Annotated in this window: 22 protein-coding genes, 1 tRNA gene and 1 riboswitch; of the genes, 9 read left to right on the top strand and 14 right to left on the bottom strand. The window is 60.8% G+C overall.

Translation table 11 applies throughout. The annotated features are described in order from the left end of the window. From ACNOHI_RS19485 to glyA, 6 genes are all read right to left on the bottom strand, one after another. A complete protein-coding gene (locus tag ACNOHI_RS19485) occupies nucleotides 1-411 on the bottom strand; it encodes a type IV pilin protein (protein WP_420476361.1) in 411 nt (136 codons plus the stop codon). Between the two features lie 28 nt (nucleotides 412-439). Further along, nucleotides 440-1093: a pilus assembly PilX family protein gene (locus ACNOHI_RS19480; RefSeq protein WP_420476360.1), complete on the bottom strand. Its 654-nt coding sequence runs from the start codon at nucleotides 1091-1093 to the stop codon at nucleotides 440-442. 2 nt (nucleotides 1094-1095) lie between these two features. Continuing rightward, a complete protein-coding gene (locus ACNOHI_RS19475; RefSeq protein WP_420476359.1) occupies nucleotides 1096-2037 on the bottom strand; it encodes a PilW family protein in 942 nt (313 codons plus the stop codon). Nucleotides 2038-2052: 15 nt separating this feature from the next. Further along, the gene (pilV, locus tag ACNOHI_RS19470; RefSeq protein ID WP_420476358.1) at nucleotides 2053-2616 is read right to left on the bottom strand and encodes a type IV pilus modification protein PilV; all 564 of its coding nucleotides are present in this window, start codon (nucleotides 2614-2616) and stop codon (nucleotides 2053-2055) included. Between the two features lie 80 nt (nucleotides 2617-2696). Next, nucleotides 2697-3167, bottom strand: a complete 471-nt coding sequence (gene nrdR, locus ACNOHI_RS19465) for a transcriptional regulator NrdR (RefSeq protein WP_420476357.1) — start codon at nucleotides 3165-3167, stop codon at nucleotides 2697-2699. Nucleotides 3168-3306: 139 nt separating this feature from the next. Beyond that, complete coding sequence (gene glyA, locus ACNOHI_RS19460; RefSeq protein WP_420476356.1) at nucleotides 3307-4551, bottom strand: serine hydroxymethyltransferase; 1245 nt, start codon at nucleotides 4549-4551, stop codon at nucleotides 3307-3309. A gap of 89 nt (nucleotides 4552-4640) precedes the next feature. Beyond that, nucleotides 4641-4745: riboswitch (ZMP/ZTP riboswitch) on the bottom strand. A 151-nt stretch (nucleotides 4746-4896) separates the two neighbouring features. Here glyA and ACNOHI_RS19455 point away from each other — a divergent pair. The 9 genes from ACNOHI_RS19455 (at nucleotide 4897) to ACNOHI_RS19415 (ending at nucleotide 11083) form a co-directional block, all read left to right on the top strand. Further along, the gene (locus ACNOHI_RS19455) at nucleotides 4897-5643 is read left to right on the top strand and encodes an SDR family NAD(P)-dependent oxidoreductase (protein WP_420476355.1); all 747 of its coding nucleotides are present in this window, start codon (nucleotides 4897-4899) and stop codon (nucleotides 5641-5643) included. Between the two features lie 46 nt (nucleotides 5644-5689). Then, nucleotides 5690-6109 (top strand): tol-pal system-associated acyl-CoA thioesterase, encoded by a 420-nt coding sequence (ybgC, locus tag ACNOHI_RS19450; protein WP_420476354.1) that lies wholly within the window; start codon nucleotides 5690-5692, stop codon nucleotides 6107-6109. Nucleotides 6110-6188: 79 nt separating this feature from the next. Then, nucleotides 6189-6890: a protein TolQ gene (gene tolQ, locus ACNOHI_RS19445; RefSeq protein WP_420476353.1), complete on the top strand. Its 702-nt coding sequence runs from the start codon at nucleotides 6189-6191 to the stop codon at nucleotides 6888-6890. Next, nucleotides 6890-7327 carry an ExbD/TolR family protein gene (locus ACNOHI_RS19440; RefSeq protein WP_420476352.1) on the top strand — a complete coding sequence of 146 codons (438 nt, stop codon included), beginning with the start codon at nucleotides 6890-6892 and terminating at the stop codon, nucleotides 7325-7327. Before tolQ ends, ACNOHI_RS19440 begins: the two co-directional genes overlap by 1 nt. Further along, on the top strand, nucleotides 7324-8190 hold the full coding sequence (tolA, locus tag ACNOHI_RS19435) for a cell envelope integrity protein TolA (protein WP_420476351.1): 867 nt from the start codon (nucleotides 7324-7326) through the stop codon (nucleotides 8188-8190). The genes ACNOHI_RS19440 and tolA overlap by 4 nt, the downstream gene beginning before the upstream one ends. Before the next feature lie 6 nt (nucleotides 8191-8196). Further along, entirely contained in the window at nucleotides 8197-9468 is a 1272-nt protein-coding gene (tolB, locus tag ACNOHI_RS19430) for a Tol-Pal system beta propeller repeat protein TolB (RefSeq protein WP_420476350.1), read from the top strand. Nucleotides 9469-9505: 37 nt separating this feature from the next. After that, on the top strand, nucleotides 9506-10030 hold the full coding sequence (pal, locus tag ACNOHI_RS19425) for a peptidoglycan-associated lipoprotein Pal (protein WP_420476349.1): 525 nt from the start codon (nucleotides 9506-9508) through the stop codon (nucleotides 10028-10030). Between the two features lie 114 nt (nucleotides 10031-10144). After that, on the top strand, nucleotides 10145-10894 hold the full coding sequence (gene ybgF / locus ACNOHI_RS19420) for a tol-pal system protein YbgF (protein WP_420476348.1): 750 nt from the start codon (nucleotides 10145-10147) through the stop codon (nucleotides 10892-10894). Between the two features lie 113 nt (nucleotides 10895-11007). Further along, nucleotides 11008-11083: transfer RNA gene (locus ACNOHI_RS19415), tRNA-Lys, on the top strand. 170 nt (nucleotides 11084-11253) lie between these two features. Here the strand turns inward: ACNOHI_RS19415 and ACNOHI_RS19410 are convergent. The 8 genes from ACNOHI_RS19410 to paaC all read right to left on the bottom strand — a co-directional run bounded on the left by ACNOHI_RS19410 (nucleotide 11254) and on the right by paaC (nucleotide 21390). Next, complete coding sequence (locus ACNOHI_RS19410) at nucleotides 11254-12948, bottom strand: AMP-binding protein (RefSeq protein ID WP_420476347.1); 1695 nt, start codon at nucleotides 12946-12948, stop codon at nucleotides 11254-11256. Between the two features lie 51 nt (nucleotides 12949-12999). After that, nucleotides 13000-14889, bottom strand: a complete 1890-nt coding sequence (locus tag ACNOHI_RS19405) for a methyl-accepting chemotaxis protein (protein ID WP_420476346.1) — start codon at nucleotides 14887-14889, stop codon at nucleotides 13000-13002. Nucleotides 14890-15052: 163 nt separating this feature from the next. Next, nucleotides 15053-16384 (bottom strand): phenylacetate--CoA ligase PaaK, encoded by a 1332-nt coding sequence (gene paaK, locus ACNOHI_RS19400; protein WP_420476345.1) that lies wholly within the window; start codon nucleotides 16382-16384, stop codon nucleotides 15053-15055. Nucleotides 16385-16465: 81 nt separating this feature from the next. After that, entirely contained in the window at nucleotides 16466-17257 is a 792-nt protein-coding gene (gene paaG / locus ACNOHI_RS19395) for a 2-(1,2-epoxy-1,2-dihydrophenyl)acetyl-CoA isomerase PaaG (RefSeq protein ID WP_420476472.1), read from the bottom strand. A 20-nt stretch (nucleotides 17258-17277) separates the two neighbouring features. After that, entirely contained in the window at nucleotides 17278-18942 is a 1665-nt protein-coding gene (gene paaN, locus ACNOHI_RS19390; protein ID WP_420476344.1) for a phenylacetic acid degradation protein PaaN, read from the bottom strand. Between the two features lie 48 nt (nucleotides 18943-18990). Then, the gene (paaE, locus tag ACNOHI_RS19385; protein ID WP_420476343.1) at nucleotides 18991-20067 is read right to left on the bottom strand and encodes a 1,2-phenylacetyl-CoA epoxidase subunit PaaE; all 1077 of its coding nucleotides are present in this window, start codon (nucleotides 20065-20067) and stop codon (nucleotides 18991-18993) included. Between the two features lie 52 nt (nucleotides 20068-20119). Further along, nucleotides 20120-20641, bottom strand: a complete 522-nt coding sequence (gene paaD / locus ACNOHI_RS19380; protein WP_420476342.1) for a 1,2-phenylacetyl-CoA epoxidase subunit PaaD — start codon at nucleotides 20639-20641, stop codon at nucleotides 20120-20122. Continuing rightward, entirely contained in the window at nucleotides 20635-21390 is a 756-nt protein-coding gene (gene paaC, locus ACNOHI_RS19375; RefSeq protein WP_420476341.1) for a 1,2-phenylacetyl-CoA epoxidase subunit PaaC, read from the bottom strand. The genes paaD and paaC overlap by 7 nt, the downstream gene beginning before the upstream one ends.

Raw genomic sequence — 21390 nt, 5'->3', positions numbered from 1 at the left:
TTACCTCCAGCATTCCGGCATATTCGCTTCCTTTTCCCCGGTACTTGCAAAGGAGAGATTTCCGCACAATGGATCCTCAAAGTTCGCGTTCACGTTGGCGGTTCCTGGGATGGCGACGAGGCGAACGCAGTCCTGTATCTTGCCGCCGGAGCATGCCTCCGCCTTGATTTCATAGCCGCTGCTTTCAGGGCTATTTCCCGAGTACCACTTGAACTGTTTTTCATCCTCTCCCGAGGAGCCCGCGGAAAAAGCGATATAGCTGTTGCGCTGGGAATAGAAGCGCTCTTCCTGGAGCATCAATTGGTATAGTGCCGCGCGCCCCTCTGCACGCTTGGCCTTGCGTGACGCCTCCGTGTAGGAGGGAAACGCAAACCCTGCAAGTATCCCGACGACGGCGAGCGCAATGATCACCTGGAGGAGCGAAAATCCCCTCGCCCAATTATTCCCGTTCAAGTGCCTCACGAAGCTCCTCCCAGTTCAGGATTTCACGCCAACCCAGCCTGCCCCACCGCCCATCCGCCGCTCTCCGGAAATAGGACTGGAGCACGACCTGCGTTTGTTCATTGCTTCCATATCCGATCGAGGTGATTCGAAAGCTCGTCCTGGCCATGCTGTCCGTACTTTCCAGATGCGGTGCAGGATCGGGCAAGACTTCGATCAGGTAGCGCGGCGGGGCGGCGCTGTCGACCAGCGCACTGCTACGCCCTGTGAAATAACCCAATGGGACAGAAATCATTCCAGGATTGTGGTGAATCCTCTGCCACGCGGGGAACATGCCGGGCGCAGCGGGCTGACACAGTCCAAGCAAGGGGTTTGCAGCACCGGATTCGCATCGACCGGCTGCAAGATCCTTGGCCTCCTTCGTGTACAGCAAGACTCTGGAAGACTTCGAGATATCGAGTTCGGCATCCTTCAACGCCGCTTCGGACGCAACGAAGGCCATAAGCCTGTCGCGCTCGTGACGGGAAGCTTTCTCTTCCTGGAGGGCAATCTGTGCCCCGGATGTCCCGAGCAGGAGAATGACGACCATCATCAGCAGACAAACGATCAGCGCGGCGCCCTCCTCGTGCACGCGCGAGAAGTCAGGTCGCATGTTCATCCGCCTGCCGGTCGATTACGCAACCAGACTGTCGTCGCAAACACCTTGCGTGCGCGATTCCGGACCGCCTTCGGCAAGTCCGAAACCTGTATCCGCACGCCCCTGTCGCGCGCAGCGTGGACGGATGAATAAGTCTCGCCGAAGAGGTCATAATCCCGGGACTCACCTTCGGCAAGGATGGCACCGGCGCCTCGAACGAGGACCGCGACCTTCACCTCGACCACCTTCCGCCATGGTTCGAATTTGTCGGACGCAAGCTTCGCCATTGCCTCAACCTCCGTTGCGTTCACGACCGAGTTCGGATAGCCGTCTCCATCGGTGTCGAGCCCGTACAGGACCTGGAATGACTCCACGCCGCGCGCAATCGCCTGCGCCGCCCAGCCATCCTCGCCCGGGTACTTGCAGTACAACTCCGGTTCGCCGCTGACGTCTTCAGCGACGTAGAAGATGCTCCACCCGCGTTCATGCTTTTCCGGCGCATCGCCTGTTCCGATACCGAAGCCGGCACAATTGAGCACCGAATCGTCGCCATTGCTCCCCTCGCCGGATCCGCCAATGCGAACCGCGAGGACATCGCTGCCATTGATTGAACGGGCAAGCGGCGAGGAAATATCCTCGGAGCGGCTTTTCAGGCTCCTGGCATCCATTCCGAAGATTGCTGGCCCGTCGCCTTCCTTCAATGCACTGAAATCGGTGCCATCCCAGTTGAAATAGGACGCCTGCCGGACAGTTCTGGAAAGGATGTCGATTGCATGCCGGCCGGTATCAAGAATCTGGGCACTCTCGGTCTGAGCAACATAACCTGACTTCGCGGATACCAGTACGACGGTGGCGATCGCGACAACGAACAGACCGACGGTCATTGAGACCATTAGCTCGACGAGTGTCACACCATATTCACGCCTGCGTCCGGCACGTAGGGGAATGACTTGCTGCATGCGGGACACCCTCTGCTAAATCGATGCAACCGGAATGACAACACTCGGCGGGAAGCCGGCACCATCCGCCGAATAACTTCCGTCCGGATTCTTCACCTTCCATCCGACCTTTACGACGAACGGGGCGCCGGCGATGCCCGAGCTGCAGTCCCACGTGTATACATGCGCGGCTTCATTCCAGGGATTGCCATCGCGGCAGATGCGCAGGCGCGCAGTGGGAAAGTTTGCGGCCAAGCTCGCTTTCCATTCGTTGATTTCGAAAGCGGCGAACTCGCTGGTCCCGCAACGGGAGAAATGACAGGAGCCATCGGTTGCGGGCGATGTTCCAGGCGACGACGTGTAGTCCACGTCGAACAAGGGTTCTACAGCGTGAGCATATCGTTCGTCAGACATCATGGAGCCGACCGTATCTGCAATATCAGCGGCGAGCAGTAATGCCATCGTCTGGTAGGAAGATTGTTGCGTGGTCCGCGTCGATGCCAGCTGAAGGCCCATCACGCCGACGACACCTGATGACAGGAGAAGAATGGATACCAGGACTTCCGTCATCGAGAAGCCCGCGTGGCGTTTCAACTTCATTTTCATTCTCTCGACCCTACTTATATTGTCTTTTATGCAACATTTTAGACGTGCGAAATCACGATCAGGGAAAAACCGGCTTACTTGGCGGGAGCTTTGCGTTCGCGGCCGACTTCGGCGATCGCGTCCTGGAATTCCGCCACGTCTTCAAAGCTCTTGTAGACGGAGGCAAAGCGAATGTATGCAATTTTGTCGAGGCGCTTGAGCTCGCGCATGACGAGCTCGCCGATATGGCCGGAAATCACTTCCCTTGCACCGGTCGAGAGCAGCTTCTCTTCAATGCGATGGATGGCGTTGTCGACAGCTTCGGCGGATACGGGCCGCTTGCGCAATGCCAGCATGAGGCTGGCGCGCAGTTTGGAGGGGTCGAAATCGGCACGGCTGCCGTTTTTCTTGACGATGACGGGCATCGAGAGCTCGATGCGTTCATAGGTGGTGAAGCGCTTGTCGCAGTGCGCGCAGCGCCGGCGGCGGCGAATGGTGTCCCCTTCCTCCGACACGCGTGTGTCGATGACCTGGGTGTCTTCGTGGTGACAGAAGGGACATTTCATGGCAGTGCCGCAGCCCTATCTAAAAGCGTCCCGTTAAGGGACGCATAAAGTTAGCAATAAAGCAATTCTGTTATCTTTTTGCAAATATCGCCATCCCATGCTTATGGGATGGCGATCAGTGTAGCGCTATTTTCAGGCCTTAAGCGTAGACCGGGAAAGCGTCGGTCAGCGTCTTGACTTCCGCTTTCACGCGCTCAATCGTCGCCGCGTCGTGCGGGTTGTCGAGTACGTCCGCAATCAGGTTGCCGACCTTGATCGCTTCCGCTTCCTTGAAGCCGCGGGTGGTCATGGCCGGGCTGCCGAGGCGGATGCCGGAAGTGACGAACGGCTTCTCCGGATCGTTCGGAATGGCGTTCTTGTTGCAGGTCATGTGCGCGGAGCCGAGGATGGCTTCGGCTTCCTTGCCCGTGATCTTCTTGGCGCGCAGGTCGACCAGCATCACGTGCGATTCGGTGCGGCCGGAAACGATGCGCAGTCCGCGGGAAATCAGGGTTTTCGCGAGCGCGTCGGCATTCTTCACGACCTGCTGCTGGTAAGCCTTGAACTCAGGAGACAGCGCCTCCTTGAACGCCACGGCCTTGCCTGCGATGACGTGCATCAGCGGACCGCCCTGGATACCCGGGAAGATCGCGGAGTTGATGGCCTTTTCATGCTCGGCCTTCATCAGGATGACGCCGCCGCGCGGGCCGCGCAGCGACTTGTGCGTGGTCGAAGTAACGAAGTCGGCAAACGGCACCGGGTTCGGATAGACGCCAGCGGCGATCAGGCCCGCGTAGTGGGCCATGTCGACCATGAAGTAGGCACCGACGTCCTTGGCCACCTTGGCGAACCGCTCGAAGTCGATGCGCAGTGCATAAGCGGATGCGCCGGCGATGATCATCTTCGGCTTCTTTTCGTGCGCGAGGCGTTCCATCGCGTCGTAGTCGATCTCTTCCTTCTCGTTCAGGCCGTAGGAAACAACGTTGAACCACTTGCCCGACATGTTGAGCGCCATGCCGTGGGTCAAGTGGCCGCCTTCGGCGAGGGACATGCCCATGATGGTGTCGCCCGGCTTGAGCATGGCGAAGAACACGCCCTGGTTAGCCTGGGAACCGGAGTTCGGCTGAACGTTGGCGGCTTCCGCGCCGTAGAGTTCCTTCAGGCGGCTGATGGCCAGGGACTCGGCGATATCGACGTACTCGCAGCCGCCGTAGTAACGCTTGCCCGGATAGCCTTCGGCGTACTTGTTGGTGAGCTGGGAACCCTGCGCTTCCATCACGGCGGGCGAGGTGTAGTTCTCGGAAGCGATCAGCTCGATGTGGTCTTGCTGACGCGTGTTTTCCTGCTGGATGGCGGACCAAAGTTCGGGATCGACTTTGGCGATGGTGTGGTCTTTTGCGAACATGAAAAACTCCAATCGATTGCAAATCGGGTTTGCCTGAATCGAATGAGGGCCAATGGGAAATGACAGGCAGCCTCAGTCGTGCATTCCATTTGGGCTGCCCAGGCGAACGGCTATGGATATCTCACGTTCCCCGGTGGATTCCCACCTTTTCGCTGGGGCGCAGCCCCGGCTTCTCGCCAGTTACGTGAGACGAAATGGAGCTAGATTGTAAGATAGCCACCACTTTTCAGCAAGGATCGCCGTTTCGAACGCGTATTCGCTTCCGCGCAGCATGCCGGGCGGATGAAGACAGCCCCTTTCGGCTACAATTTTGGCAACCATCCGCCCGCACGAAAGGAAAACAACATGATCGTCCTGATTACAGGTGCAACCTCCGGTTTTGGCGCAGAAATGGCGCGCAGATTTGCCCAGGCGGGCCATAAGGTCATCGCCACGGGGCGCCGCAAGGAACGCCTGGACGGCCTCGCGGCCGAACTCGGCGCATCGCTTCTGCCCATTGCAATGGACGTAAGCGACAAGGCGTCGATCAATGCCGCGCTTGCGGCGCTCCCCACGGAGTGGAAAGAGATCGATGTCCTCGTCAACAATGCTGGCCTCGCGCTCGGCATTGAACCCGCGCACAGGGCGTCGCTCGAGGAATGGGAAACCATGATCGACACGAACTGCAAGGGCCTGGTCACCATGACGCACGCCGTCCTCCCCGGCATGGTGGCGCGCGGACGCGGCACCGTCATCAACATCGGCTCGGTGGCGGGCACCTACCCCTACCCGGGCGGTAATGTCTATGGCGCGACGAAGGCCTTTGTCGACCAGTTCACGATGAACCTGCGTGCCGACCTCGTCGGCACCGGTGTGCGCGCGACCAATATCGCGCCCGGCCTGTGCGGCGGAACCGAGTTTTCGAATGTCCGCCTGAAGGACGATGCCGCGGCAGCGAAGGTGTACGAAGGCACCGTTCCGCTGACCGCGAAGGACATTGCCGAGTCGGCATACTGGATCGCCACCCTGCCGCCACATGTCAACATCAACTACATCGAGATGATGCCCACGTGCCAGGGTTTCTCCCCCTTCAATATCAAACGAAATATCTGATGAACGAATCCTGCGTAACACGTCGCGGAGAACGGATCCGCCGGCGATGACTTCCGATTTCACCTGGAATATCCGGGTCTACTATGAAGATACCGACGCCGGCGGCGTTGTCTTTTATGCAAATTACCTGAAGTTCTTCGAGCGCGCGCGGACCGAATGGCTCCGCGCCGCCGGGATCGAGCAGCAGCTCCTGACTGTGTCACATCATGTAATGTTCGTGGTCAAAAGCACGGCGGTCGATTATCATGCCCCCGCGAAATTAGATGATGAACTGAAACTCTCCGTCGTTGTCGAACGACTCGGACGCGCCTCCGTGCAATTCATACAAGAAGCCTGGCGCGTCGAGGGAGAGGATCTTCGGCTGCTGGCCAGCGGCCGCATCAAGGTTGGTTGCGTGGACACATCCACATTCCGGCCGAGCCCCATTCCGGACGAAGTACTTGACCGGATAAAGAACACTGGATGAATTTCCTCGCCTCACGACGACTGCCCGCATGCAGCAACTCGTGCCGCGGGACCAATTTGCAAACATTTAACAGAAACACATGACCGTCACCCAAGACCTGTCTTTCATTTCACTCATCAGCAACGCATCCCTCCTGGTGCAGCTGGTCATGGCCCTGCTGCTGCTCGTCTCGATCATGAGCTGGACCTACATTTTCCGGAAGATGTTTGCCATCAAGAGCGCGCAAACGCAGACCGAGGACTTCGAGCGCGCATTCTGGTCGGGGGGTAACCTGAATGCCCTGTACGAGGAAGCGACGTCGAATCGCCGCCGCAGCGGCGGCAAGAGCGGTGCACTGGAGCGCATCTTCGAATCCGGAATGGGCGAGTTCATCAAAGGCAAGGCAACGTTTGCCGGCAAAGGAACGGTCGATCCAGGCAGCATGATTGACGGCGCCCGTCGGGCGATGCGCGCGGCGTATCAGCGCGAAATGGATGCGCTCGAATCGCACCTCGCATTCCTCGCCTCCGTCGGTTCAGTGTCGCCGTACGTCGGCCTGTTCGGCACGGTGTGGGGCATCATGAACGCATTCCGCGGCCTCGCCAACGTGCAGCAGGCCACGCTGGCATCCGTCGCACCGGGCATTGCAGAGGCACTGGTCGCTACCGCAATCGGCCTGTTTGCCGCAATTCCCGCCGTGGTCGCCTACAACCGCTACTCGCACGACATCGATCGCCTCGCGATCCGATTCGAGAGCTTCATTGAAGAATTTTCGAACATCCTCCAGCGACAGGTACGCTGATGGCAAACAGTTCCATGCGCGGCGGGCGCAGCCGCAAGTTCAAGTCTGAAATCAACGTCGTGCCGTATATCGACGTGATGCTGGTGCTGCTCGTGATCTTCATGGTGGCGGCGCCGCTGACGAACCCTGGCGTCATCAACCTGCCGACGGCGGCAAAATCCTCGCTCCCGCCGTCCGAGTACATCCAGATTTCACTGAAGCCTGACACCTCCGCGACCATCGGTCTCAACGGCGGCAAGGGTGCAAGCGCGCAGCCCGAGAAGGTGGGCGGCCGCAGCGCGCTCGTCCAGAAACTGAAGACGATGCACGGCGCCAATCCCGAGCTGCCCGTCATGATTTCGGCGGACAAGGACATCAAGTACGACGAAGTGATCCAGGTGATTTCGGAAGCCAAGAAAATCGGCATTACCCGCGTGGGGCTGGCGACGAAGCAATGACTGACGCAACTCCGTATATCGTCCCGAAGGAACCCGGCGGCGGACGTGCGCTCGTTTTTGCGGCGCTGGTCCATGCTGCGCTGCTTCTGTTCCTTTGGGTTGGCGTTACCTGGCAGAGCGAAACGCCCGTGACGATCGAAGCCGAGGTATGGGATCCGGTGCCGCGCGAAGCCGCGCCGCTCCCCGAGCCGCCGAAGGAGAAGGAACCCGAACCCGACCCCAAGCCCGTGGTCAAGGAACCGCCGAAGCCGAAGGTCGAGGAGCCGCCGGTCGTGAAGCCTGACATCGCGCTGGAAAAGGAAAAGAAGCGCAAGGAAGAAGAGAAGAAGAAGCGCCTCGAAGACGAAGCGAAGGAAAAGAAGCGCCAGGAAGAAGAAAAAGAAAAGCTGGCGAAGCTCGAGGAAGCCAAGCGTCAGGAAAAAGCCAAGGCGGAGAAGGCGAAGAAAGAAGCCGAAGACAAGAAGCGCAAGGAAGAAGCCGATCAGAAGCTCATGGCGAAACTGCGCGAGGATGAACTGAAGCGCATGACCGGCGCCGTGGGAACCGGCGGCACCGGCGAAGCACCGAAGTCGCAGGGCGGCCGTGCCGACGGCGATTATGTGCAGCGCATTGCGGCGAAGATTCGCTCGAACATCGCGTTCATCGTGCCGGAAGGCTTGCAGGGCAACCCGCCGGTAGAATATGAGGTTCGACTGTTGCCGGACGGATCAGTCGCGGGCATCCGCAAGCTGAAGCCCTCGGGCGTGCCCGGCTTCGATGAGGCGGTTTCCCGTGCAATCGAGCGTTCGCAGCCCTATCCACGGGACAAGTCCGGCGCCGTCCCCGCCACTTTTATTGGCATCCATAAACCGAAAGACCAGTAAGCAACCATGATGAAAAATCTCTTCTTGCGTGGATTCGCCGTTTTTGCCTTCTGCCTGTCCAGCGTGGCGCAGGCGCAGCTCCGGGTGGAAACCTCTGGCGTCGGGGCGACCCAGATCCCGATTGCGATTGCGGGTTTTGCCGACGAGACCATGGCACCGCAGCAGGTTACGGCGATCATCAAGGCCGACCTCGCGCGCAGCGGCTATTTCAAGATCATCGATACCGGCAACACGATGTCGGAAACGACCAGTATCAACTACGGCGAGTGGAAAGCACATGGCGCCGACGCACTGGTGATCGGAAGCGTGCAGCGCCTGGCCGATGGCCGCTACGACGTACGCTATCGCCTGCTGGATACGGTGAAGGCAGCCAACCTGTCCGGCTTCGGCCAGGTGGCAGGACCGGATCGCCTGCGCGTTGCGGCACACAAGATCGCAGACGATATCTATGAAAAGCTGATTGGTGTGCGCGGCGCATTTGCGACCCGCATCGCGTACGTCACCAAGTCCGGCAACGAGTATCGGCTCGAGGTCGCCGATTCCGACGGTGAAGGCACGCAGGTTGCGCTGCGCTCGAACGAGCCGATCATCTCGCCCGCATGGTCGCCGGATGGCACCAAGGTTGCCTATGTGTCGTTCGAAGCCAAGAAGCCGGTCGTCTACGTGCAGGACTTGACCAGCCGCCAGCGCACCGTCGTGGCCAACCATCGCGGCAGCAATTCCGCGCCCTCGTGGTCGCCGGATGGCAGCCGGCTGGCCCTGGCACTGTCTCGCAACGGCTTTACGCAGGTCTACATCGTCAATGCGGACGGCAGCGGACTGCGCCAGCTGACCAACACCAACGGCATCGAAACCGAGCCACAGTTCTCCGCCGACGGCCAATTCATCTATTTCACCAGCGACCGCAGCGGCGGCCCACAGATCTACCGTATGAGCGTAAATGGCGGCGACGCCCAGCGCGTCACCTTCTCCGGCGGCTACAACATCAGCCCGCGTGTCGCGCCCGACGGCAAGAGCCTGGCCTACATCTCGCGCCGCGAAGGCCGTTTCCAGCTTTACATCCTCGATTTGCAAAGCGGCCAGGAGCTGCGCATCTCCGACACGGCGAAGGATGAGTCGCCTAGCTTCTCGCCAAATGGCAAGTACGTCATGTACGCCACCGAGGCGGGACGCCGCGGCGCACTGGCCGTCGTGTCGGTGGATGGCCGCGTCAAACACCGCCTGACAACCCAGACAGGCGACATCCGGGAGCCCACATGGGGCCCGTTCATGAAATAATATGGGTTTTGGAAATTTTTTCTTGGGAGAACCATTAATGCGTAACACCACCACTCTTGCCCTCATGCTCGCGGGCGTTTTTGCACTCACCGCCTGCGGCTCTTCGGTCAAGCTGGATGACAATGTCAAGGTAGAAGAGCGTAGCGCCACCCCGACCGGCACCGCCGATGCACGCACCGTTGCTCCGATCACCACCGGCTCCACCGATCCGCTGAACGATCCGAAGGGCATCCTGGCCAAGCGCAGCGTCTACTTCGACTACGACAGCTTCATCGTCAAGGACGAGTTCAAACCGGTGGTCGAAGCGCACGCCAAGTACCTGGTTGCAAACAAGGGCCGCAAGGTCATCATCCAGGGCAACACCGACGAACGCGGTGGCCGCGAGTACAACCTGGCACTGGGCCAGAAGCGCGCTGAAGCCGTTCGCAAGTCGCTGAACCTGCTGGGCGTGTCCGACGCGCAAGTCGAGGCAGTGTCGTTCGGCGAAGAAAAGCCGAAGGCGCAAGGCAGCGACGAAGCGGCATGGGCAGAAAACCGCCGCGCCGACATCGCTTATCAGTAATACTGCAGTGATGGGTGGCGGTCTCCAAAACTCATCCTCCGCCCCCTTCCCTGCTTCCAGGGAAGGGGATCCCGACAAGGGCACAACCGGTTAACGAGGCGTTCAAGAGCAATCATGAACAAGACCATCAAATCATCACTCGCAGCGGCCTTCGTGGCCGCGTTTTCTTTGATGCCCCTGCAATCGCAGGCGGCACTGTTCGAGGACGAGGAGGCACGCAAGGCCATTCTCGAAATCCGCGCCCGGCTCACCAACATGCAGTCGGAAATCAATGCCAAGGCGGACAAGAGCAACAACCTCGACCTGAATAACCAGAATGAACAATTGCGCCAGGAAATCGCGCGCCTTCGCGGCCAGATCGAAATCCTGACCAACGAGCTGGCGAACACGCAGAAGCGCCAGAAGGATTTCTACGTCGACCTCGACAACCGCGTGCGCAAGCTCGAGCCGCAGAAGGTCACCATCGACGGCAAGGAAGTCATGATGGAACAAGGCGAGCAGAAGGCGTACGACGCCGCCCTCGCCTTCTTCAAGGCCGGCGATTACCGCAATGCCGGTGCTTCGTTCTACGACTTCACGCGCCGTTACCCCGAATCCGGTCTTGCCCCCTCGGCACAATACTGGCTCGGGAACACCTACTATGCGCAGCGCGACTACAAGAACGCGATCACGGCCCAGCAGGTGGTGGTGAAGAACTATCCGGACAATCCGAAGGCGCCGGATGCGCTGCTCAACATCGCAAGCTGCTACATGGAACTGAAGGACCGTGCAGCCGCCAAAAAGACATTGGAAACGCTGATCGCCCAATACCCGGACGCTCCGGCAGCCCAGACGGCCAAGGAGCGGCTGACGGTCCTGAAGTAAGCGTTTTTCGGACACGCGGTTTCCGCCTGGGATGCAAGATCAAGATTCCTGATAAAAATCATCATGGGTGATTTGACAGGTAGCATGAAACTTACATATAATCTCGGTCTTTCGGGTCGTTAGCTCAGTTGGTAGAGCAGCGGACTTTTAATCCGTTGGTCGCAGGTTCGAGTCCCGCACGGCCTACCAGAAATATCCAGGAAGCCCACGAATTTACGTTCGTGGGCTTTTTGCTTTGCAGCCTCAATCTGCACATCCCAAAAAAAACGCGGACTTTTGGTCCGCGCAAGCCCCTGGATGCAGGAGAGACAACATACGTCTTTGATGCCGACGGCATTCCCGGTCGGGGAATGCCCGCTTTATCCCTTCACTTCCGGAAAGTCTTCCTCGAAGAATTCCATGGTTCCCTTCTCACCGTGCCGTCGCCTTGCCGCCTCCGCCATCCGCAGGTCGACGCGCCGGATCTTGCCGGAGATGGTCTTTGGCAGATCGGCGAACTCGATCCTGCGAATGCGTTTGTAGGGCGCAAGCTGGTCCCGCAGGAATGAAAAGATATGTTTTGCCTGCGCGCTATCCGCTCTGCATCCCTGGCGCAACGCGATAAACGCCTTCGGAACAGCCAGGCGGATCGGATCAGGGCTGGGTACAACCGCCGCTTCGACGATCGCAGGATGCTCGATCAGGACGCTTTCGAGTTCGAATGGGCTGATACGGTAATCGGACGCCTTGAACACGTCGTCGGCACGGCCAACATAGGTGATGTACCCATCGTCGTCCCTGCGCGCGACATCGCCCGTGCGGTAATACCCGTTGCGCATCACTTCCGCTGTCTTTTCCGGGCTGTCCAGATAGCCGAGCATGAGGCCAAGCGGGGCGGGATCGAGGACGAGGCATACTTCACCTTCGTCAGCCTCACGGTCATCGGCATCGAGCAAGACGACGCGATAGCCTGGAAGCGAGCGCCCCATGGAACCGGGTCTCATCAATTGCCCGGGAGGGTTGCCGATCTGTGCCGTCGTCTCGGTCTGCCCAAAACCATCGCGCAAGGCGACGCCCCACGCGCTGCGTACCTGTTCGATGATTTCCGGATTCAGCGGTTCGCCGGCGCCGATCAGCTCACGCAGCTGCATGCGATCCCGGTAGGCCGGCAAGTCCTCCTGGATCAGCATCCGCCACACCGTCGGCGGCGCGCACATCGTCGTGACGCCGCAGGAGGCCAGCACTTCCAGCATTGCCTTGGCATTGAAGCGCGTGTAGTTGAACACAAACACACAGGCGCCAGCATTCCAGGGCGCGAAGAAGCAGCTCCATGCATGCTTCGCCCAACCAGGCGATGAAATATTGAGATGGATGTCGCCCGGCTTCAGGCCAATCCAGTACATCGTGGACAAGTGCCCGACCGGATAGCTCTGATGCGAGTGCAGCACGAGCTTCGGCTTGGACGTCGTGCCTGAGGTAAAGTACAAGAGGAGCGGATCCCGCGCCTTGGTCACTCCAGTGGGCATGAATTCGCAGCCATGCCTGGAGTAATCGTAGGATGTCCATCCCTCGCGGCTTCCGCCGACACACACGCGCGTGCAGCGGTCGACCAGTCCCGCCAGCTTCTCGACATGCGCCGCCCCGACGATGGCATGTTTGACATTGCCGCGTTCAATCCGGTCGCGCAAGTCGTCGCTGGAAAGCAGCATGGTAGCGGGAATCAGTACGGCGCCCAGCTTGATCAACGCCAGCATGGTTTCCCATAGCGGCACCTCGTTCCCCAGCATGATCAGGACATGATCGCCGCGCGACACGCCGAGGCTGCGCAGGAGATTGGCGACCTGGTTTGAACGCTTCGACAGCTCCCTGAACGTCAGCTTTCTCTCGGAGCCGTCTTCGCCAACGATCCAGAGCGCGAGATTGGAATTCCCCTGCGCCATGGCGTCGAAGTAGTCGAGCGCCCAATTGAACTCGTCCAGCACCGGCCAGGAAAAGCCCACATTGGCCTTTCCATAGTCCGTGCGGTGTTCCAGCAGAAAATCCCTGGCTTGCAAAAAATGTGTGACGCCCGTCATTCCTGATCCTGTCCTAGATGACCAATAAAAATCATTCGCCCCGCTCGCCGGCTACTTGTAAATCCCGCAAGCGAGGATAAGATCGCCGACCCGTTCGATGTAGGTGGACTTCGATTCCACGACGCCGCTCACCGGGTTCTTCCATCGATAATCGACCCAGCCCTTCCCTACGCTGGTGGCCACCCGGACAAACTCCTTGATGAACGACTTGCCGTCGGCGTCCTTCAGGTCGATCAGGTTCTTTCCGACAAGTGCCCGGTTTTCTCCGGATGCCAGCATGTTTCCGCGCACATCGATCGCGTTGATATACAGGTCCTGGTATTTAAAGGTCGGATCCTGACGCGAGAACGCCTCCAGCGCCGGCTCCCTTCCGCTCTGCTTCACTTCGCGCACGGCACGCCCAACCATGGCCACGGCTTCATCCACGTTGCTTTCAATACGGAATACGCTCACCGCCCCGGACAACGCTGCGACCTGCTCGTGCAGGCTCTCCGCGGACGCCTTGTTCTGGCCCACCAGCACGGCGTTCTTCTGGGTCATGGCATCCATGCTGGAGATGGCCTGACTTACCGCGTCGATGCCGTCGCTCTGCTCGCCGCTTGCCTGCGCGATTTCGCCGATGAGTGCCGCCACTTCCTGAACCGATGCCACGATGTTGTGCATGGTCCTTCCAGCATCTTCGGCGAGCGCGTTCCCGCTTTCCACCTGCTTGACCGCCCCGTCGATCAGGTCCCTGATTTCCCGTGCCGCCGCTGAGGAACGCTGCGACAATGCACGCACCTCGGATGCCACCACGGCAAATCCCCTGCCATGCTCTCCCGCCCGCGCCGCCTCGACGGCCGCATTCAATGCCAGGATATTCGTCTGGAACGCAATACCATCGATGACACCAACGATGTCCGCGATGCGGCGCGAACGGTCCTTGATCGCCTCCATCGTGCGCACGACGTTCTGCACGGTCCGTCCACCCTCCTCCGCAATCGCGGCGGAACTTCCCGCCAGCCGGCTGGCGGAAGACGCACTCGTGGCGTTCTGGCGTACCGTGCCGGTAAGCTCCTCCATGGCCGACGCCGTCTCTTCCAGTGAGCTGGCCTGGCTCTCCGTCCGCTCCGAGAGGTCCGCACTGCCTGTTGAGACACCGTCCGACGCCTGCGCAATCATCTTCGTGCTGGCCTGGACCTGGGTCACGATCTTGAGCAACTGTGCATTCATCGTGGCGAACGCGCCGACCAGATCGCTCACTTCATCCTTTCCCGTCACCTTCGGCTGCGAAGAAAGATCGCCGGCGGCAACGCGCTTCGCAAGCGACAAGGCGGATTGCAAAGGAGCGGTGATCGAATGCGACAACCGCCGCGCCAGGAGCCATGCGAGTGCCGTGGCGATCAAGGATGTCATCAGCAGCACCGCCATTCTCCCGCTGCTGCGCGCCGTATTCACCTGCTCTTCGATAGCCGCTTCATGCGCCTTGGAGAGTGCCGTGACTTGTCCAAAAATGCCGTCCCGCCATTCCGTCGCCACGCTCGCGCCATTGCTGCTGCTGGCAGACGCAATATGCAGCATCGTCTGCAGTTCACTCGCCACATCCTCGATATCGTTCAGGTAGCGGAGTTCATCACTGGATAACGCACTGCCCAGGATGCGTTCACGCGCCGCGGCATACCGGTTCAGATAGTGATGCATCGCCAGCGCCGCGCGGTCCTTCACGATCGAGTCCGCATGCGTCGCGCTTTCCGCCGCCGCATTTTTTGCAAGCAGGATGGACGCCTGGAGTTCGGCGATTGCGCTGGCCTTTGCCGCCAGGTTGCGCGTCTGCGACCAGGCGGTGCGCGTTTCCTCCTCCCCCGTGAAATACGTCACCCATATCATGCCGACCAGGGCAATCAGAATCGCTGCGAAGCAGCCTCCGAGCCGTACGCCAATGCGATAGTTCCGCAAATCCATGATTGCCTCCCTCGACGTGCCGCACACAAATCTGCACGGCATGAACAAATCATATCGATGGATTTCCTGGACCGATAGGCAACCGGCGCGAAGTCCGGAATAAGAAAAAAATCGAGCGATTTTTGAAAACCCTTGGGTCCGGATGTGCGATTGCGCCTCGCGTTCAGCCAGTGTATTTCGCCCTCAGGTCCACCACCCGCCGCGCCTTTCCGGTCAGCGTACGCTCGATGCTCTCCGCTGGCACCACACGCACCTTTGTCGTCACGCCGACGTGCACCTTGATCGCATGCTGCAGATCGCCGCTGATGATTCCCATCTGCTCGTGTGAGAGCCTGCCCGACAGCTCCGGACGCAGTTCGGCGAGCACCTCCAATTTATCCAGATGCGCGTCGCGCGTGACGATCAGCTGGTACTGCGGCGCCAGTGCCTGCTCCTTGAGGATCTGCTCTTCGATCTGCGATGGAAAGACGTTCACCCCGCGAATGATGAGCATGTCGTCCGAGCGTCCCGTGATCTTGCCGATGCGCCGCATCGAACGCGAGGTCGGCGGCAGGAGGCGCGTGAGATCGCGGGTACGGTAGCGGATGATGGGCAGGGCCTCCTTGGTCAGCGACGTCAGGACCAGTTCTCCTTCCTCGCCGTCGGGCAGAACCTCTCCAGTGTCCGGGTCGATGATTTCCGGATAGAAGTGATCCTCCCAGATGACCGGGCCATCCTTGCTCTCGATGCACTCGTTGGCCACGCCCGGCCCCATGACTTCCGAAAGACCATAGATATCGACGGCATCCAGGCCGGCCCGCATTTCGATTTCCGTTCGCATGGCGCCGCTCCACGGCTCCGCGCCGAAGATCCCGATGCGCAGCGAACTGCCTGCCGCATCGAGTCCCTGGCGCTGGAATTCCTCGATGATGTTGAGCATGTAGGACGGCGTGACCATGATGATGTCGGGCTTGAAGTCGATGATCAGCTGCACCTGCTTTTCCGTCTGGCCTCCCGACACGGGAATAACGGTGCAGCCGAGGCGTTCCGCTCCGTAATGCGCACCCAGCCCGCCGGTAAACAAACCATAACCATAGGCGATATGACAAACATCTCCGGGCCTGCCGCCGGCGGCTCGAATGGAGCGCGCGACGATATCCGCCCAGGTATCGATGTCGTGCTGGGTATAACCGACGACTGTCGCTTTCCCGGTCGTGCCGCTCGATGCATGCACACGGACGACTTTTTCCCGAGGGACGGCAAACATACCGAACGGATAGTTGTCGCGCAGGTCGGATTTGGTCGTGAACGGGAAATGGGCGAGGTCCGCCAATGTCTTCAGATCTTCCGGATGCACGCCGGCACGGTCGAACATGCGCCTGTAGTGGGACACGTTCTTGTAGGCATGTGCGAGCGACCATTTGAGCCGGTCGACCTGCAGGCCTTGCAGTTCATCCTTGCTGGCCAGCTCGATGGGCTCCAACTCGCGTGGATCAGGTTTGCGTCGTTGCAGCATATAAGGCTCCAGTCATCCATTTCTCTTGTGGCAGGGAATTCGCTTTTTTCTTCGAGCAGACGTACGCATGCCTGTGCATCATCAGTCTCCCCTGAAGCAGGGGGGCCGCTTCTCCATGAATGCGTTCACGCCTTCGCGGTAATCGTGGCTGTATCCGAGCTCGCGCATGAGGTCGCGCTCAAGCCGGAGTTGCTGTTCCAAGGTATTGGACGGGCTGGCGTAGATCGCCTGCTTCGTGCGCGCCAGGCCGAGTGTCGCTGCGCGTGCCAGTTCGCGCGCGAGCATCTCGATTTCGCTTCCGAGCGCGTCGTCGTCCACCACCTTCCAGATCAGCCCCCACTGCGCCGCCTGTTCCGCATCCAGCTTTGTGCCAAGCAGGGTCATGCCTAGGGCGCGGGCGGTGCCGACAAGCCGGGGCAGGAAATAGGTCCCCCCGGTATCGGGAATCAGTCCGAGACGGCAGAACGGTTCGATGAAGGACGCCGAGCGTGCGGCGACGACGATATCGGCGGCAAGGGCGAGATTGGCGCCGGCCCCCGCGGCCACGCCATTGACCGCGCAGAGGACCGGTACAGGAAGCGCGCGAAGCGCCATCACGAGCGGGCCGTAATACTTTTCCACCGACTCCCCGAGATCGACGGCGTTGTCGCCCGGTGCCACCGCGCGGTCGCCGAGGTCCTGCCCCGCGCAGAAGGCACGTCCGGCACCGGTGAGCACGAGTACACGCACAGTACGGTCCGCGCGGACACGCTCCAGGGCGGTACGCACCTCGTCATGCATGGCGAGGTTGAAGCTGTTCAACTTCTCGGGACGGTTCAAGGTCAGGCATGCGATGCCGGCCTCGACCTCGAACAGGATATGGCGGTAGCTCACGGTTGCCTCATGGCGGGGCTTCACACGTGCTCCCGCGACTGCACGACGCGGAAACGGCTAGCCACAAAGGCGGTATCGCAGAGCGACGCATTGGCAGCGGGATTGGCGCCGGTGCCGTGGAAGTCGCTGAAGGCCGCCGACTGGTTCACGTAGACACCGCCGGTCAGGTTGATCGACAACGAAACGCCGCCTTCCGCGGCCACTTCCCGGGCGCGGGCAATCACCTCCGGCTTGCGTGAATAAAGCGACAAGGTCAGCGCCCCGTGCTGGCGGGCCGTCTTCCCGGCGAGCGCGAGGCTGTGTGCTGTGCTGTCCGTGGCGACGGCCAGTGAGATCGGGCCGAAGAGTTCCTGCATGATCTTGCTCTCGTCGACCTCGGTCATTTTCAGGAACAGCGGTGTACGGACGCATGCATCCGGGAACGCGGGATGCACCACCGGCCGGCTGTCGGCGACCACCTCCCCGAGGTGGCGCGCCGCATCGATGCGCTCGAGGACCGCGCGGTTCTGGATGGCACCGGTCACCTCGACTGCCCGGGCCGGATCAGCGACGAGCCTGTCGATCGCGGCGCCGATCGCCTGGGCGACCTCGTGAAATCCGACGCAGCCATCCGGCGTATCGATGCCGCCGAGCGGGATGTAGATGTTCTGGGGCGCCGTGCACATCTGCCCCGAATACAAGGCCAGCGAAAAGGCGATGTTGCGTGCCATTCCCTGCAAGTCGTCCGTCGAGTCGATGACGATCTGGTTGACGCCGGATTTCTCCGTATAGACCTGCGCATGCCGCGCGTTCTGCTCCAGCCAGTTGCCATTGGCCGAGCTGCCGGTGAAGTCGATCAGCCCCACCTCCGGCCGCAGGGCAAGATCCTGCGCCATGCTCTCGCCGGCCTCATGGGCAGCGAGCATCACCACATTGGGATCGAAGCCGGCGTCACGCAATACCTCACGCGCCACGCGGACCGTGATTGCCAGGGGCAGGATCGCTGCAGGATGCGGCTTCACAATGACGGCATTGCCGGTGGCCAGGCTCGCAAACAGACCGGGATAGCCGTTCCAGGTCGGGAAGGTGCAGCAGCCGATCACCAGGCCGATGCCGCGCGGGACAGCCGTGTAGGTCTTGCGCATGCGCAAAGGAGGATTCTTTCCTTGCGGCTTCTCCCAGTCAGCGTGCGGGGGAATCTTCTGCAACTCCTGCCAAGCATAGGCGACCGCCTCGAGTCCCCGGTCCTGCGCATGCGGTCCGCCTGCCTGGAACGCCATCATGATGGACTGCCCGCTGGTATGCATGACCGCATGGGCAATCTCGACACTGCGCCGGTTCAGGCGATGGAGAATTTCCAGGCACACGCCGGCCCAGGTTGCCGGTCCCGCCGCGTGCCAGGCCTTGCGGGCGCGACCGGCCGCTTCTAACACGTCGTCGATTTCGACCTTGGGATAGCGGACGCCCAGGCGGAAGCCGTACGGGGAGCGTTCATCTCCGGTGGTCCTTGCCGTCGCCGGTTGCTCCAGGGGGAAAGGCTTGTCCAGGTAACCGTCGAAGGCCGCCTTGCCCTCCGTGGCGGCATGCTCGCCATATGCCTTCGGGCTGGGCATCTCCGGATAGGCGCTCCAGTACGCGCGGCTCGCGATGGCGTCCACCGCTTCGCGCAGCAACAATCGGTGGCGTTCGAAAAAGGGATGCGTCATGCTTTCCTCGTCTGTCATAGGTGGAATGGGAATGCGTTGTGTTCGGCGTCAGTGGCCCTGGTCAAAGTCCAGGACAAGTTCGTCCGTCACCGGGAAGCTCTGGCAGGACAAGGCAAACCCGTGCGCGACCTCATAGTCTTCAAGCGCATAGTTCACGTCCATGTCGACCTTCCCCTGCAGGACCTTGCAGCGGCAGGTCGAGCACACGCCCGCCTTGCAGGAGTAGCGCAAGTCGATCCCCTGCCGCAGGGCGGCATCCAGGACGGACTCCTTGTCCTTTTCCATCGTGAATCCCATGCGCGCGCCGTCGGAGATCACCGTCACCGCGCAGTGCGACGTGGCAAGTGTGCCCGCCGCCTGCGAATGCTTCTTGCGTGTCGGTGCGCCAGCCGAGAACATCTCGACCTTGATCCGCTCTGCAGGCATGCCGTTCGCCGTCAGCACCTCGGAGGCTTCTCGTATCAGCTCCCCGGGACCGCAGATGAACACCAGGTCGATGCCGCTCAGGGGAATCCAGTTCCGGAACAGCTCCTCGCACTTGGCGCGCGTGAGTCGGCCGTTGAAGAGATCGACATCCTGGTGTTCCCGGCTCAAGACGTGCACCAGGCGAAAGCGCTCCATGTACCTGTCCTTCAGGTCGGCCAGCGCTTCCTTGAAGATGACCGATGAGGACGAACGATTGCCGTAGACCAGCGTGAACCGGCTTCCAGGTTCCGCATGCAGGGTCGTCTTGATAATCGAGATCAACGGCGTGATGCCGCTCCCCGCCGCGATGGCCAGGTAATGCCGGGCGCTGGACTTGTCCAGCGGTGCGTGGAAGCGGCCTTCGGGGGGCATGACGTCGAGGGACGCACCGGCCTTCAGCGCTGTGTTGGCCCAGGTCGAGAACACACCGCCCGAAACGTGCTTGATTGCCACGCGCAGCGCGTCTTCCTGCACCGCCGAACAGATGGAATAGGATCGCCGGACTTCTTCTCCGTCGATCGTCGCTCTCAGGGTCAGGTATTGGCCTTGCGTAAACCTGAACGTCTCGCGCAAGTCGTCGGGGATGTCGAAACTGACGACGACCGCGTCGCGAGTCTCCGGCTGCACCTGTGCTACCGTAAGTCGATGAAACGTGCTCATGACAAGAGTTATCCGGCCACGCGGGAAGCCCGGGACTTGCCCGAACAAACCGTCAGTGGCATTTGAAGTAATCAAAGGGTTCCCGGCATCTGTTGCATACATGCAGGGCCTTGCAGGCAGTCGAACCGAATCGGCTGACCTCGCGCGTGTCCGACGAGGCGCAGCGTGGACATGGCACATGTGCCTCGCGATCGTTCCCGCGGTGCAGGCGGCTGATGTCGATCACTTGCGCCCGGGCGGAGGTCACCGGCGGCGCGATGCCGTACTCTTCCAGCCGCCTTCGTCCCTTCGCGGATATCCAGTCGCTCGTCCACGCCGGCGACAACCGCGTTTCCAGGCGCACGTCCGCGATCCCCTTCTCGCGCAGGACCGCATGGATGCAGTCCAGGATGGTCTGCATCGCCGGACAACCGCTGTATGTCGGCGTCACCAGGACCGTGCAGGCTTCGCCGGCAATGCCAACTGCGCGCACGATGCCGAGGTCGACGACGGAGACCACAGGAATTTCCGGATCGGGAACCGTCTCCAGCCACTCCCAGACTTGTTGCACGCTGAACCCCGTTTTTCCTACCATTGCGCCCCCGGGTAGGCGCGCTGCAGGAACTGCATCTCCGCCAGCAGGTAGCCCAGGTGCTCGGTATGCACGCCACGCACGCCGCCTTGCTGCATCCATGCTTCCGACGACGGCATTGTCAGTCCTGCCTCGTCGAAAACCGAGCGCACATGATTGATCCACGGGGACTGCAGCGCGGCCGGAAGCGGTGCAATGCCTGCCCGTGCCATCGCCGCGGCGACCGGATCCAGGGCAAACATTTCGCCGGTATACGTCCACAATCCATCGAGCGACGCCTGGATCATCGTGCGGCTAAGCTCTGTGCCTTCGCCCAGCCTGACGACGAGGTCGGCGCTGCGCCGCGCATGGTATGCCGCTTCTTTCTGCGATTTCTCGGCAATCGCCCCGATGCGTGAATCGGACGATCCGAGCAGACCCCTCAGCAGCAGGAAATGCCAGGTGTCGAAATAGAACTGGCGGGCGATCGTGTCGGCATAGGTGCCGTTCGGCTGCTCGACCAGCAGCAGGTTCCGGAACTCGTGCGCATCGCGCAGGAACGCGAGCGTGTCTTCATCCCGCCCCGCGGGATCGACCTCCCCGGCGTAGGCAAGCCACTGGCGCGATTGCCCGATCAAGTCAAGCGCCACGTTGGTCAAGGCCATGTCTTCTTCGAGGACCGGCCCCTTGCCGCACCACTCGGATAGACGTTGGGCCAGGACCAGCGCATTGTCCGCAAGGCGAAGCAGGTATTCGAATCGATGATCATGCAT

This window comes from Noviherbaspirillum sp. ST9 (genome assembly GCF_048799745.1).
GTDB lineage: Bacteria > Pseudomonadota > Gammaproteobacteria > Burkholderiales > Burkholderiaceae_D > Noviherbaspirillum.
This window is presented reverse-complemented; position numbering and strand designations above follow the sequence as displayed.

Bases quoted from the DNA above. Each gene is read 5' to 3' on its own strand.
- ACNOHI_RS19480 (WP_420476360.1), bottom strand. From the start codon at position 1,093: ATGCGACCTGACTTCTCGCGCGTGCACGAGGAGGGCGCCGCGCTGATC.
- ACNOHI_RS19475 (WP_420476359.1), bottom strand. From the start codon at position 2,037: ATGCAGCAAGTCATTCCCCTACGTGCCGGACGCAGGCGTGAATATGGT.
- pilV (WP_420476358.1), bottom strand. From the start codon at position 2,616: ATGAAGTTGAAACGCCACGCGGGCTTCTCGATGACGGAAGTCCTGGTA.
- nrdR (WP_420476357.1), bottom strand. From the start codon at position 3,167: ATGAAATGTCCCTTCTGTCACCACGAAGACACCCAGGTCATCGACACA.
- glyA (WP_420476356.1), bottom strand. From the start codon at position 4,551: ATGTTCGCAAAAGACCACACCATCGCCAAAGTCGATCCCGAACTTTGG.
- ACNOHI_RS19455 (WP_420476355.1), top strand. From the start codon at position 4,897: ATGATCGTCCTGATTACAGGTGCAACCTCCGGTTTTGGCGCAGAAATG.
- ybgC (WP_420476354.1), top strand. From the start codon at position 5,690: ATGACTTCCGATTTCACCTGGAATATCCGGGTCTACTATGAAGATACC.
- tolQ (WP_420476353.1), top strand. From the start codon at position 6,189: ATGACCGTCACCCAAGACCTGTCTTTCATTTCACTCATCAGCAACGCA.
- ACNOHI_RS19440 (WP_420476352.1), top strand. From the start codon at position 6,890: ATGGCAAACAGTTCCATGCGCGGCGGGCGCAGCCGCAAGTTCAAGTCT.
- tolA (WP_420476351.1), top strand. From the start codon at position 7,324: ATGACTGACGCAACTCCGTATATCGTCCCGAAGGAACCCGGCGGCGGA.
- tolB (WP_420476350.1), top strand. From the start codon at position 8,197: ATGATGAAAAATCTCTTCTTGCGTGGATTCGCCGTTTTTGCCTTCTGC.
- pal (WP_420476349.1), top strand. From the start codon at position 9,506: ATGCGTAACACCACCACTCTTGCCCTCATGCTCGCGGGCGTTTTTGCA.
- ybgF (WP_420476348.1), top strand. From the start codon at position 10,145: ATGAACAAGACCATCAAATCATCACTCGCAGCGGCCTTCGTGGCCGCG.
- ACNOHI_RS19410 (WP_420476347.1), bottom strand. From the start codon at position 12,948: ATGACGGGCGTCACACATTTTTTGCAAGCCAGGGATTTTCTGCTGGAA.
- ACNOHI_RS19405 (WP_420476346.1), bottom strand. From the start codon at position 14,889: ATGGATTTGCGGAACTATCGCATTGGCGTACGGCTCGGAGGCTGCTTC.
- paaK (WP_420476345.1), bottom strand. From the start codon at position 16,384: ATGCTGCAACGACGCAAACCTGATCCACGCGAGTTGGAGCCCATCGAG.
- paaN (WP_420476344.1), bottom strand. From the start codon at position 18,942: ATGACGCATCCCTTTTTCGAACGCCACCGATTGTTGCTGCGCGAAGCG.
- paaE (WP_420476343.1), bottom strand. From the start codon at position 20,067: ATGAGCACGTTTCATCGACTTACGGTAGCACAGGTGCAGCCGGAGACT.
- paaD (WP_420476342.1), bottom strand. From the start codon at position 20,641: ATGGTAGGAAAAACGGGGTTCAGCGTGCAACAAGTCTGGGAGTGGCTG.
- paaC (WP_420476341.1), bottom strand. From the start codon at position 21,390: ATGCATGATCATCGATTCGAATACCTGCTTCGCCTTGCGGACAATGCG.